At 38.2% G+C, this 12,029-nt stretch carries 13 protein-coding genes, 1 tRNA gene and 1 pseudogene; 8 read left to right on the top strand and 7 right to left on the bottom strand.

What is annotated here, in order from left to right; all coding sequences use genetic code 11:
• Positions 1-74: 74 nt before the first annotated feature.
• Both CUN85_RS05885 and CUN85_RS05880 read left to right on the top strand, forming a co-directional pair.
• Positions 75-848, top strand: coding sequence for a formylglycine-generating enzyme family protein (locus CUN85_RS05885; RefSeq protein ID WP_235856219.1), 774 nt, complete (start codon positions 75-77; stop codon positions 846-848).
• A gap of 250 nt (positions 849-1,098) precedes the next feature.
• A complete protein-coding gene (locus CUN85_RS05880) occupies positions 1,099-1,524 on the top strand; it encodes a hypothetical protein (RefSeq protein ID WP_135389406.1) in 426 nt (141 codons plus the stop codon).
• A gap of 33 nt (positions 1,525-1,557) precedes the next feature.
• On the opposite strand, the gene msrA is transcribed toward CUN85_RS05880, so the two are convergent.
• Positions 1,558-2,088 (bottom strand): peptide-methionine (S)-S-oxide reductase MsrA, encoded by a 531-nt coding sequence (gene msrA, locus CUN85_RS05875; protein ID WP_135389405.1) that lies wholly within the window; start codon positions 2,086-2,088, stop codon positions 1,558-1,560.
• 246 nt (positions 2,089-2,334) lie between these two features.
• Here msrA and CUN85_RS05870 point away from each other — a divergent pair, with 246 nt between their 5' ends.
• On the top strand, positions 2,335-2,880 hold the full coding sequence (locus CUN85_RS05870) for a carbonate dehydratase (protein WP_135389404.1): 546 nt from the start codon (positions 2,335-2,337) through the stop codon (positions 2,878-2,880).
• A gap of 56 nt (positions 2,881-2,936) precedes the next feature.
• On the opposite strand, the gene CUN85_RS05865 is transcribed toward CUN85_RS05870, so the two are convergent.
• From CUN85_RS05865 to CUN85_RS05855, 3 genes and pseudogenes are all read right to left on the bottom strand, one after another.
• Positions 2,937-3,197, bottom strand: coding sequence for a sugar-specific transcriptional regulator TrmB (locus tag CUN85_RS05865; RefSeq protein WP_235856218.1), 261 nt, complete (start codon positions 3,195-3,197; stop codon positions 2,937-2,939).
• A gap of 107 nt (positions 3,198-3,304) precedes the next feature.
• Positions 3,305-3,865 carry a toll/interleukin-1 receptor domain-containing protein gene (locus tag CUN85_RS05860; protein WP_135389403.1) on the bottom strand — a complete coding sequence of 187 codons (561 nt, stop codon included), beginning with the start codon at positions 3,863-3,865 and terminating at the stop codon, positions 3,305-3,307.
• Positions 3,866-4,170: 305 nt separating this feature from the next.
• A pseudogene (locus tag CUN85_RS05855) lies at positions 4,171-4,598 on the bottom strand (IS1634 family transposase); the annotation flags it as partial.
• Between the two features lie 177 nt (positions 4,599-4,775).
• Here CUN85_RS05855 and CUN85_RS05850 point away from each other — a divergent pair.
• From CUN85_RS05850 to CUN85_RS05835, 4 genes are all read left to right on the top strand, one after another.
• Entirely contained in the window at positions 4,776-5,852 is a 1,077-nt protein-coding gene (locus CUN85_RS05850) for a uroporphyrinogen decarboxylase family protein (RefSeq protein WP_135389402.1), read from the top strand.
• 458 nt (positions 5,853-6,310) lie between these two features.
• Positions 6,311-7,333, top strand: coding sequence for a methylcobamide:CoM methyltransferase MtaA (gene mtaA, locus CUN85_RS05845; protein ID WP_135389401.1), 1,023 nt, complete (start codon positions 6,311-6,313; stop codon positions 7,331-7,333).
• 30 nt (positions 7,334-7,363) lie between these two features.
• Positions 7,364-7,615 (top strand): hypothetical protein, encoded by a 252-nt coding sequence (locus tag CUN85_RS05840; RefSeq protein WP_135389400.1) that lies wholly within the window; start codon positions 7,364-7,366, stop codon positions 7,613-7,615.
• Positions 7,616-7,776: 161 nt separating this feature from the next.
• The gene (locus CUN85_RS05835; protein ID WP_135389399.1) at positions 7,777-8,649 is read left to right on the top strand and encodes a helix-turn-helix transcriptional regulator; all 873 of its coding nucleotides are present in this window, start codon (positions 7,777-7,779) and stop codon (positions 8,647-8,649) included.
• 944 nt (positions 8,650-9,593) lie between these two features.
• On the opposite strand, the gene CUN85_RS05830 is transcribed toward CUN85_RS05835, so the two are convergent.
• From CUN85_RS05830 to CUN85_RS05820, 3 genes are all read right to left on the bottom strand, one after another.
• Positions 9,594-9,666: transfer RNA gene (locus CUN85_RS05830), tRNA-Gln, on the bottom strand.
• Positions 9,667-9,724: 58 nt separating this feature from the next.
• Positions 9,725-10,126, bottom strand: coding sequence for a hypothetical protein (locus tag CUN85_RS05825; protein ID WP_135389398.1), 402 nt, complete (start codon positions 10,124-10,126; stop codon positions 9,725-9,727).
• Between the two features lie 15 nt (positions 10,127-10,141).
• Complete coding sequence (locus CUN85_RS05820) at positions 10,142-10,465, bottom strand: DUF2551 domain-containing protein (RefSeq protein ID WP_135389397.1); 324 nt, start codon at positions 10,463-10,465, stop codon at positions 10,142-10,144.
• Positions 10,466-10,611: 146 nt separating this feature from the next.
• Here CUN85_RS05820 and CUN85_RS05815 point away from each other — a divergent pair, with 146 nt between their 5' ends.
• Positions 10,612-11,112 carry a hypothetical protein gene (locus tag CUN85_RS05815; protein ID WP_135389396.1) on the top strand — a complete coding sequence of 167 codons (501 nt, stop codon included), beginning with the start codon at positions 10,612-10,614 and terminating at the stop codon, positions 11,110-11,112.
• Positions 11,113-12,029 lie beyond the last annotated feature (917 nt).

Genomic DNA, 12,029 nt, shown 5'->3' with positions numbered 1-12,029 from the left:
ATCTCCACAACTCATAAATGCAAAGCCTAAATATAATCATCATTAAGCAGAAAAGGTATCTCAAACCAAATATCATGGCCGGTAAAGGAATGGATGATACTGAGAGAAAGCGCATTAGAGATGGGCGTCTTCGGAAAGAGCACGAAGAAGCAGATGAGAAAAAGCCTGCATCTATAAAAAATTCCATTGATATGGAGTTCGTGCTTATCCCTGCTGGTGAGTTCCAGACAGGTTCAGAACATAGTAATCGAAGGTCGATCCATAAAGTGATTGTCACAAAACCGTTCTACCTGGGAAAGTATCCGGTTACTCAGAGAGAGTGGAAGGCTCTGATTGACAATGACCCTTCATGTTTTGAAGGAGACGAACTACCTGTTGAATGCGTTTCCTGGTATGATGTGCAGGAGTTTGTAAAGAGCCTCAACACAAGGGAAGGCACTGATAGGTATCGTCTTCCATCGGGAGCCGAGTGGGAATATGCCTGCAGAGCGGGCACAACCACGAAGTATTCTTTTGGAGATGCTGAATCCGAATTGGGTGAGTATGCCTGGTATTATGAAAACTCGGAACACAGGACCCATCCGGCAGGTCAAAAAAAGCCGAATCCATGGGGATTATATGATATGCATGGTAATGTATGGGAATGGTGTCAGGACAAATACCATAAAACTCACCAAGCTGCTCCGGCTGATCGCAGTGCACGGGTAGCCGGTAACATCTCCGGCCTGGTCCTGCGTGGCGGTGGATGGGTCAACTATGCCGGAAAATGCCGGTCGGCCTGTCGCAGCAGCTTTCACCCTAATTACGGCTACTATTCTCTTGGTTTCCGTCTTCTCAGGTCAGTGTAATTACTTACTGCATTACTACTTTACAACCTCAATGCAAAAAAACCTGCATAAGAATAACTGTGGCTCAGTCCGAGCCGGTTTAATGATCTGACGTTAAGAAAGCAAAGAACTTCTCATGGACCTTGTTTTATCGCGTTCGTAAGTGATCGATATTAATCGATGTGGTCGATGTGATCGATGTATCAAAATTGCGTTTTTTCCAAAATATAGTTATACCAGATTATACAAAATACTTTCAGGGGGAATTTACATGTCTGAAAAGAATGATGATTCTGGCAAGGTAATGCTCATTTTGACTAAAGAGGCGAACTTACTCGTACCTATGATCAAACTGTGCGATAAGACAAGATATGATGTACTCAGAGGCAAGATGCATTTGGAGAAGTGGACATACAGTGAGATACTACGCCAACTCGGCATGGAGATTGAAAACAAAGATGGCAGGGATTCAGAAGCAGGCTCATTGATGTTTGAAAATGCCAAAAGAATGGGTATATATGAAAAGATCATTGAAATGCCTTCGGCAGCAAGGAAAGTTGCCAGTGAAAGAGGTCTGAAGTTAAGTAACTGGGAACTGACCGGTCTTCTGGATTCTCTGGGACTTGAGATAGAGAAAATAACAGGAACAGAATATCCGGTTCAAAGGGAAGAAAATTATTATGCGAATTTATATTGAAAATAGCAGTCAGGAAGAATTCCACAAAATAAGTTAAAGAAGTTTTTTCCCGCCATCCATTTTCTCATAATACTGCTGATGATATTCCCTTGCTTTATAGAATCGTGTTGCAGGAAGTATTTCAGTAGCTATGCTTCTTTTAAATTTGCCTGAGCTCGCTTGCTCATTTTTAGAAGCAATTGCAATATCATGCTGTCTTTCATTGTGATAGAAAATAACGGACCTGTACTGGCTCGGGACTTCCGGTCCCTCTTGCCCGGAAATGGTTGGGTTATGCAATTCCCAGAAAAGTTCCAGGAGTTTTTCGTAGGGTACGATATGCGGGTCAAATATAATCTGGACAGCTTCAACATGCCCTGTATCCCCGGTGCTTACCTGCTGGTAAGTAGGGTATTTCACTGACCCGCCTATAAAACCCACAGAAGTGGCAATAACACCGGACACTCGCCTGAATATAGCCTCTGCTCTCCAGAAACTACCTGCAGCAAATGTAGCTGTTTCATATCCGCTATCAAGTAGTTTTTCCTTAAGATCATCAGTACCATAATCCTGATCAAGTTTCATAGCTTTGTCGTAAACTCCGGATACCCCCTTTCGCTTAATGAATAATCATTATTCCTCCTACTTAAACCATACTTATCATTCTGCTTATTATTTTTTTTGACATTGCATATTATGGAGGTCTCACAGATGCTATCAATAAACTTAAATAAATTGTCATATTTTCTCATATAACAAATGTAATAAACAGAGATGACTGGTCGTCCATTGGCAATCAACACTCATGTTTCCTGAAGAATGGTGATTAAAATGATCTTTCAAAATCCACAGAAACAACAGCCTCAAATAAGTAATACCGCATGTATATCGGAGACCGCAATAATTGTGGGAGACGTAAAAATAGGTGATAATGTGTACGTGGCACATAATGCAGTCATTCGGGCAGATGAGCCGGGCTCGTCTATAGTCATAGAGGAAAACTGTAATGTACAGGATAATGTGATCATTCACGGACTTACAGATTCGAAAGTTTCAATAGGAAATAATACTTCCCTTGCACATGGTTGCATTATACATGGGCCCTGCGTAATCGGAAAGGGATGCTTTGTGGGTTTCGGAGCTGTTGTCTTTGACTGTAAGATTGGTGATGATGTCCTGATACTCCACAATGCCACAGTGAGAAAGGTAAATGTCCCTGGTGGAAAAGTAGTACCTGATGGTGCAACTGTCACTGAACAGGATAAAGTACTGCAGCTTGGGGATCTGACCAATGAACTGGCAGAGTTCAAAAGTTCTGTTATAAGGGCAAATCTTGGTCTTGTAAATGGTTATAAGGAGCTGGAAACAGAAGTGTAAAACTTTGGTTTATCATTTGTGCTTGCCTCCGGTGAGTAACTACAAATATTTTTCATTCATTCTTTCAAGGACCTTCCTGCCCGTATCCGTAAGTATATACTTTTCCATGTGGTCTTGTCGGGAGTAAGACATTCTATCAACCCCCTGTTCTCAAATTCTTTCAGAGCACGGCTGATATTCTGGATGGACCTATCTCTTTCATGTGCGATATCGGAAGCTTTAGCTATAGTGTGCTTTTTCAGATACTCAAATAATATAAGGCGACGATTAACACTTATAATCCATTTTGACAATTCATCTATTGAATTTTCAGTCATAGTACTTCCATCATAACGTTACGGAAAACGTAATTAAATATCCGGAATCACTATTTATATGCAGCCGCATAATACTTTTTGCCGGGATATAGAATCCGGGTACCGGATTATTTAACCGGCATGAAGGTCCGGGGATCCAGGAAAAGCTTATTTTGACAATAGCTGCATATAGTTTCCAGCTCTGTACCTGCTATTATTGCCTTGTCGACCTGTTCCTGCGGTGTCATGTACTGGGTCATCTCTTCCTCGCAGTGAGGGCAGTTTATCTTAAGCCATTCTAGTCTGGTTAACTGCCTGAGTCCATAGATCAGTTTCCCAAGAGCATCACTGAAGCGGTCATCGGAAAATCTGATCGGATGCACATGTCGTATCAGGACAGGCAATTCCACACCTTCATCTACCAGAGGAATCAGTAAACAGTTATTTCCTTTTGCAAGACCTATTTCCTGATTGACCTGTGGAGATCTTGCACCCTCTTCGGTCAGGAGGACTATCATGCAATCAGAACGGCTTATACCGAAATGAATCTGCTGTTCAGGTGAAATATACCCGGCCTCATCAGATGAAGAAGAAAAACTCTCCATGTTCACGGCCCATAGGGTCTGCAATATTTCGCGAGCAAGATGCTCATCCTTTTCACAATGAGATATGTATATCGTATAGATCATGGCAAAAGTAAAGATGAACTTCGTGCTATAATAGATTCACGTATCCATATTTTTGCAGAACAATACAACAGGTAGCTCCCTGATCAATGGTCCTGTTTACAATCAGGGCTGAATTTTCAATGTAACTATAAATTGCAATTCTGTGTTCAGTTAAGTAGAATCTAAGTTTAATCCCAAGTTTGACAGTTTTCACTCCTTAATGAAGAGAATGTCTTCTCTTCCAACCTAAAATTTTCGTTTTTGTCAGGAAAACCTATTTGACAGTTTAATCAATTTCAAGCTAAACTCTACGATTTTGCCCAATTTTACCCTACGATCCGTCTACTTATGGCATCAAAGTTGGCGTAAATATACTTTTTCGACCTATCTTTCATGAAATCCACAGTTACTGTCAAATTCAATAAGCTATTTTTGATGAATATTGTAGACTTATGCTTGAGGTCATTGAACTCGTATCGCATTAGTGATATGAAGAGTTGTGCAATGAAGCTGATGATCACGGCTCCATAAATGCTAGCACCGTCCATAATCTCAGTGGTTTTATCTCAATCTCATTCTTCAGGGAATTGATTATTTTTTCTATTGAGTCTTTTTTCCTGTATGTTTGAAGAGCCTGTCCTAGTGTCAAATTCTTGTTTGCTTTCAGACAGAAAAATCCTTTTCTGCCTGTAATGAGATGTTCCTCAAGAAGTTTGATAGTTTCCTGTTCATCAAGCTCAATAAGTTTTGTCTGCATTTTAGCCGATTCAAACAAAATTAAGAACACATTTATTACTTTTGACTGTCAAACTTGGGTTCTAAAAGGAATTAACCAGTTCTGATTTTTATTTTATATGTTTCGATACCTATTTATTGGTAAAGTATCATAACTTTTAATAAGAATTACGTATCTAAGTGGAGGTATTGATGTATGGTACAGAGAATGACATCGCCAGAACGTATGATGGCTGTTATGTCTGGACAAAAACCGGATCGTGTGCCAGTAGTTCCTTTTGTGGAAGGATATTCTGCAAAGATTACTGGCATATCACTTGGTGATTTCTATGCAGATGGGGATAAATGTTTCGAAGCTCAGTTCGCTTCTATGCGCCTTCATGGTTATGAGCAAACTCCCATGTATGGATACGCATCATGTGGAGCCTGGGAATTTGGTGGAGAGATAGGTTTTCCCTATGGCAAAGGCCAGGGCGCACCTTATGTTAAAAAGCATCCAGTAAAAACGATAGAAGATATTGAAAATCTGGAAGTGCCGGATTTTGATACAATGTTGCCTGGAGCATATTTTGAAGCTGATAAGGTGGCAGCAAGGTGTCATGCAATGGGCATGCCAGTGACTGTGCAAGTCGGTAGTTGCTTTACTGCAGCTTCAGTTATTGCTGATACATCTGAATTCCTGACATGGCTTATCATGGAGCCCAAATCAGTACACTTACTTATGGATAAGGTGAGTGACATGTTCATTAATGCTTTAGATTATTTTGCAGACAAATATGGTGCAGAAAGTCTATTGCCATTTGATGGTGGCCCGTCTGAATCAAATACTATGATTTCTCCTGAGACGTTCGCAGAATTTGCGTATCCCTACATCAAAAAAGTTCATTTGCACATGAAAGAATTGGGAATACATGCTGTACTTATGCACCCCTGTGCAAATCAAAATAAGAATATAGAACATTACATAAAACTCAGGGATGAACTGTCTTGGTCTGGAAAATATATCTGGCTGTTTGGTCCGGAAACATCCATTAAGAATCAGATAAAGGCTTTTGGAGACCATGATGTTATCTGTGGTAATATCAACCCTTCACTTTTCTTAACCAGTTCCTATGATGAAGCAGTGGAACTATGCAGACAGAATCTACTCGAAGGTATGCACTCTCCATCGGGATTTATTCTTTCCCCTGGATGTGAATTCCCTGTCAATGCGCCACCTATAAAATTAATGGCTATGGTAGACGCTGCAGAAAAATATGGCAGGTATGAATGATCAAGTGAGCACCACTCCATTTACAGGGTGGTAGTTCACGGGAATAGCATTCTGCGTCTGCTTATCTCTTTTATTTTAAAAATTGTTGGTTCTGTAAAAAACTATCAAAATCAGCATCTATGATTTAGAGTTGGAATTATGTCCTACATCATGCAGCACAATCTGCAATATTTTAAAAGATTAATTCTTTTCTGTCATTACTAAATCATGATAATAGAAATAGTTCTCTGTTGACCCGGTATTCTCTGTGGTTGGTGTTATTGAGATGTATGCCTCTATGAGCATTTCTACAGAAACAGTAAATTTCAAATAAAAGTACTTTTCAAAATATGCTTTTTGTATTATCTGTTAGACGATAGCTTAAAGTAGTGTTCATGTAAAACCATTTTACTATATGCAGACTAACTTCCTATATCTATAACCTTCTGAACTTTCATGATTATTCCAAGAGGCATCTTATGACAGATATATCACTAAGACAAAGATTTTTAGATTCTCTGATGGGAAAATATGTTGATAAAGTGCCAGTATGTTCAGTAACTCAGACCGGAACAGTGGAATTGATGGAAGCCACTGGTACCTTTTGGCCGGATGCACATTATGACGCTAAAATGATGGGAACTCTTGCCATTGGAGGATACGAGATCGCAGGTTTAGAAGCAGTAAGATATCCTTTTGATGGAACTGCTATTGCGCAAACTCTTGGTTGTACTATCAAAGAAGGAACACTTGACTCCCAGCCAGCGGTCCTTAAGTGTCCATGTCAGAGTAAAGAAGATGCGTTAGAATATACTATTCCCGTAAATTTTATAGAATCTGACCGTATTGCCACAATACTAGATGCTACAGTAATTGTCAGAGAAAGAGTAGGGGATGATGTACCTGTTATTGCGGGAATGGTTGGTCCTGCAGCAATAGCTGCATTTATTTTGGGTGTTAAGAATTACCTGATGTGGTCTATTACTGATCCGGAGATAATAGAACGAGTTGTTCAAATTGGGATAGAGGTATGTACGGATTACTCAAATGCTCTTTTTGAAAGAGGTGCAGATGTGATATGTATGCCCGACTCAGAAGCAGGTCCTGATCTGTTACCACCAGACTCTTTTGAATCCCTGTTCTTACCAGAATATAAAAAATTGTGTAGCAATACGTCTGGCCCCATGATCTTGCATATGTGTGGAGATGCTACTGCAATTCTAGATTCAATGGCAAATTCAGGATTTGAAGGATTGAGCATTGAAGAAAAAGTGGATCTCAAATATGCTAAAGATGTTATAGGGGACAGAGCTTGCCTTATAGGTAATGTAGCTCCTGTTGGTACTCTTTTATCATCACAACCCTCCGAGGTGAAAAGAGAAGCTAAGATGTGTATAGAGAATGGTGTGGATATCCTGGCGCCCGATTGTGGACTTGCACCCCCTACCCCAATTAAAAACTTAAAAGCTTTAGTAAGTGCAAGGGATGAATATTATAAATGATCGAACACTGAGATATGTGCCAGGATCATTATGAAATATAGAAGAAGAAGAGAAGGAGAAAACCCAGAAAGATGGGGCCATCCCATGCTAAACGTAAGCACTACCGATATAATCTTGTTCCAGAACCAGTTATACGTTTCCAATCACTTCCTTGCACAGTACGTTCATGCATTGCTCACAGTTGCCATCTGTTGCTCAATAGGTGGCTTTGGTACAGCTCTTCTGCTAAACGATGTAATCGTGCCATACATGAGGTCCCGTTTACAAGATGAAAATAGTTAATAGCGTAATTCTGATGCGCAAAAATGTATTTTTGTACAGTAATTTCACATAACACCGTTAACATTTCAGCACATGCAACAACAAAATTTCAGATTGCTTTAAATAATACAACATGTCAATATTATAACTAGGGATGGTTGGTTTTAGGAATCGTGCTGATAATGAAGAAACCATTACTTGACGTTATATTTGCGTCCGATAAAAGAAATAGTGCTCTCCTACTATTACAGGATGGTCCCAAGGAAATGGAGTTTATCCTAGGGGCTCTTAATACCACCAGGCAATCGTTACTTCCACAAATCAGAATACTAGAAGAACATCAACTCGTATCTAAAATAGACGATTCCTACATGTTAACCAAAATCGGAGAATTAATAGTTGAGAAAATGGTCCCCTTATCAAACACTATTGAGGTATTCGATTCAGATATTGATTACTGGGGATCTCGCAAACTTGATTTTATCCCCTCTTATCTTTTGCAGCAAATAAAAGAGCTTGGTAAATGTGATACTGTCAACCCTCCTTTTGGGGAGATACATTATCTACTTACCAGATTTCAGGAAGCATCCACAAGGTCTAAATCCCTTTTCGGAGTTACTACGTTCTTCCATCCAAATTTTCAAATTTTGTTCTCTGAACTTATTCAGAATAAAGTAAGCATCTATACAATAATCACCCCAGAATTACACGATAAACTGGTAACTCAGCATCATGAAGAGTTTAAAGGTCTTCTTGAGAATTACCTGTTTCATGCATATGAATATCCAGGCCAGCTAGAATTTCTGTCCTTTGCATTTAATGACAACTATCTCTTGCTGAGTCTGTTGAACAAAGAGGGAGATTTCGATAACAAACACCACATATGCTCCTCTAAATCTGCTCTTGACTGGGGAAAAGAACTCTTTGAATACTACCTGAAAGATTCAACACCAATCACAGAACTCCAACAATATTCTAGCCAGGAAAATATTTTCAATTACAAGGACACTTGTAAGAGAAAAACCATTTTGAACCAGATTAAGAAGAAAGGATGAGGCACCTAATAAACCACCACGCTTATGGTGCCTCTTTCCTTACGAATCCGGGATATCCCCATATCCCGTAAATTTCGGTCTAAAACTTGCGAGCGACCCATGCTCGCAACCTATAATAGTTCATATTTGTATATAAACAGAACTGTTCTTAACTGTACGAACTACTATATATTAAATTCACAGACGATATTTTAATGACTTTGTATTTTCTGGAACGATTGTAAAATCTCTCTACAAATACATTTTTGAAGCTATTGAGGTAAACATCTGTATGAAAGTATAACGAAATGCCCTCAAAAGGAAAAGCAAAATCAATGATAGGAACCACTTTTATATGAGAAAATCTTTCTTGGGCTTAGATTAAGAAGGTAGAATGAGGCACCTAATAAACCACCACGCTTTAGGCGTCTCTTTCCTTATATGTCCGAGATATTCCCCAATATCTCTCTTTAACTCCACTCCCCAGAGTTTGCAAGTGTCCCAATGCTTGCAATCTCTACATATCCTTTTTTGCATATAACCAGAACGGATTTTAATCCAAGGTTTGCTGCTATCTTTTATTTGTAAACATTATTTCAATGCTATTATAATTTCATGAGAGCCTTACAATTAATACCGTCTGGTGAATCATGGCGCCCGGCCTATCTGGGATTCAGTCAGGTACTGCGGGAATGCCTGAAAAGATTGTTATAAGCTCTCTTCTTGATACCTGCCTTCTTGACAAGTCTCTTAATCAACATACGGATTGCAGAGTAGTTCAGTTGCTTGCCTTGGTCAGCATTTCCTCAGACAATTTGTTATGAATTAGTATAAATTAAAAAGATGGGTATATTGCTCATTCAGTGGCGCAACTGAGAACAGATTATTAAGATAAAATACTCATAAAAAATGCTTAAAGTCAGGCCAAATATCTGATATTATTAGGACTATGTAAAATAATTTAGTAGCCCGGCACGGATTCGAACCGAGGTTGCGGGATCCAGAGTCCTGCATGATTGACCACTACACTACCGGGCTTCTATGAAAGCATCCTTTAATTGCAATAGTCACATATTAAGATATCGGTTGAACGTTGTTATAGACTATCAGGGTTCTCGTTAAGAACTGCAGTCCACCACCATCCGGCCATGTCGATAAGGTCTTTACTGAACTGTCCTGAAAGTCGATACTCCCCGTTACGATTTGATATCAATCCGGCACCAAGCAACTTGTTACGCATGGCATAGAAGGAAGCTCGGCCTATTTCAAGCTCTTCAAGCATTTTTTCCCACTCACTTGTCTTAATGGGATCGCCACTTTTCTGGCGTTCTTCGACCATTATCAGGAATCTCTGCCCTCTGACAGCAGTTTCTTCTTCCTGGAAAAGTCGTCGCATAAGATTGTAATAAGGGTCTCTCGAATGAGTGATGCGGGCATTTGCATCGGAACGTATCACTATTGTCGTGGATGTTCTTGGTGCGTTTTTGACTATTGACATATTGTTCAGATAAAATCAGGTTACTGAAGACGATACTTTTGATTCCAGGGCATTTCTGATAAGATCAACATATTGTTCTTTCAGAGAATAGACGATTGGTGTTTTATAGGATTCTTTGTAGGACCTCAGAACACCAAGTTTTGAATAAATGTATCCTACCATTGATGCAACTGCACTACGCGAGATATCATAATTCTTTTTAATGGCTGCATGTAATTCATCTACAGTAGCTTCTTTTACATCAAGGAACTTGGAAAGGATACAACTGCGAAGGCCATTTACATCAAGTTCGATAAATCGTTGTAGTCTCCGTTTTATTTTCAATCGAATTGAATTCACAGTCACACCTCATGCTACTTTGATATAGCAGTTTTTTATATGAATTTCTATCTATAAATAGGTTTTTAAATTTTTATACCCTGATGACCTAAAAAATCTTATAGGATATCGACATAAGACCAACTCTCAGTTCTTCCGGTGATTTTATGTCTTACATATATGATCCTAAAAAAAACATTCTGTTCCATAAAAAAACGGAACTTCCCCTGAAAGGCCTCGAACAAAACTTCATTGGCGCATGCAGCAAATGCAATGCGGATGTCGTCAGCATTAGTTATCATATATATGATGACCAGAATGCCGTAGCTGCTAAATGCACTAACTGTGAGCAGTTGTATGCCATCATATATGATGCATTCTGGATATGGATTGGTGAACATTTGATAGATTGTGATCCCCACTGTACTCCGGCCCTGGAAGAAGTTTCCATAACGCCTGCCAGTGAATATCAGGAAGAAGCCAGTGAAGACCTCCAGGTTTTACAGGCAATCCCCCAAAAAAAACTTTCGACCGTTTTCACTCCTGCGGAGATTGATAGTATGTTCGCTAAAGCAGCCGGTAAAAAATATGTACGTCAATATCTGTATAGAGCCCGCAAAAAATTTGATGATTTCCAAGAACTTTTTGATGTATATTTGAATATTTAAGCATATAAAATTGTATGTATATTCACTAAAAAAGTAATAAATGTTGTCAAAAATTCATGAATAGTTTAATATGTATTTTAAAGTATATAATATTGCAGTAACTATTTTTAGTTACTATACATTACACAAATAATATAATTATAATAATATAATGTGTACTTATTTATTTTTATATTGTACAATGTATAAATTAACGATTGTTCGTCTAGGTGCGAATCAAACGTTTAGCACTTATTCACATAAACTGAGAGTTAACATAATACTTTGTTATCGTTTCATTACTATTAGTAATTATAGACTAATTTTGCATAAATATTTGCTTATATTCATATTATTTTAATGCTATATTTATATATATGTTTTCAGACAATATGGTATAGACCCCATACATCAAATAGGAGTAAGTAAGCATAGCCATATTGGGAATATAATTTTTAAATTAAACCCACAAAAAGTTGAGTTTAATTTGCAAATATTATCCTCCTATGCAGGTGATACTAAATTATAACATATACTATAAGAATAGAAAACACTAAAAGCATGCTTATACTATCTTCCACATTTTATTGCAAATAATCGTGCGGTTGAAGGTGGGAATATACCTATTCACATAGTCTTTGTAACAATCGAGTTAAGAAAAACATACCCTTCCATCTAACTTTGTAAATCCATACTAATGTCTATAAGAATAAACTATTTGAGAAAAGCCGATTTTGGCCAAAAAATAGACTATTTTCCAAAAATGGATGCAAGAAATACTGTATGAATTTTATTTAAGTTATTTTCAGTCAATATCTGAACAAAAATAAGGTATTATTACTTTTAGTTATATAAAGTAGCTCTAATATTACAAAATAACTAATTTTGTCAGGAAAACCCATAGATCATAGATTCCAAGTAAATCTTACATAGATTTT

Origin of the sequence: Methanolobus halotolerans, from assembly GCF_004745425.1 — an archaeon.
GTDB lineage: Archaea > Halobacteriota > Methanosarcinia > Methanosarcinales > Methanosarcinaceae > Methanolobus > Methanolobus halotolerans.
The sequence above is the reverse complement of the archived record's forward strand: the minus strand, read 5'-3'. Positions and strand labels throughout refer to the sequence as shown.

Excerpts from the sequence above, each read along its gene's own strand:
- CUN85_RS05885 (WP_235856219.1), top strand. The coding sequence starts at position 75 with ATGGCCGGTAAAGGAATGGATGATACTGAGAGAAAGCGCATTAGAGAT.
- CUN85_RS05880 (WP_135389406.1), top strand. The coding sequence starts at position 1,099 with ATGTCTGAAAAGAATGATGATTCTGGCAAGGTAATGCTCATTTTGACT.
- msrA (WP_135389405.1), bottom strand. The coding sequence starts at position 2,088 with ATGAAACTTGATCAGGATTATGGTACTGATGATCTTAAGGAAAAACTA.
- CUN85_RS05870 (WP_135389404.1), top strand. The coding sequence starts at position 2,335 with ATGATCTTTCAAAATCCACAGAAACAACAGCCTCAAATAAGTAATACC.
- CUN85_RS05865 (WP_235856218.1), bottom strand. The coding sequence starts at position 3,197 with ATGACTGAAAATTCAATAGATGAATTGTCAAAATGGATTATAAGTGTT.
- CUN85_RS05860 (WP_135389403.1), bottom strand. The coding sequence starts at position 3,865 with ATGATCTATACGATATACATATCTCATTGTGAAAAGGATGAGCATCTT.
- CUN85_RS05850 (WP_135389402.1), top strand. The coding sequence starts at position 4,776 with ATGGTACAGAGAATGACATCGCCAGAACGTATGATGGCTGTTATGTCT.
- mtaA (WP_135389401.1), top strand. The coding sequence starts at position 6,311 with ATGACAGATATATCACTAAGACAAAGATTTTTAGATTCTCTGATGGGA.
- CUN85_RS05840 (WP_135389400.1), top strand. The coding sequence starts at position 7,364 with ATGAAATATAGAAGAAGAAGAGAAGGAGAAAACCCAGAAAGATGGGGC.
- CUN85_RS05835 (WP_135389399.1), top strand. The coding sequence starts at position 7,777 with ATGAAGAAACCATTACTTGACGTTATATTTGCGTCCGATAAAAGAAAT.
- CUN85_RS05825 (WP_135389398.1), bottom strand. The coding sequence starts at position 10,126 with ATGTCAATAGTCAAAAACGCACCAAGAACATCCACGACAATAGTGATA.
- CUN85_RS05815 (WP_135389396.1), top strand. The coding sequence starts at position 10,612 with ATGTCTTACATATATGATCCTAAAAAAAACATTCTGTTCCATAAAAAA.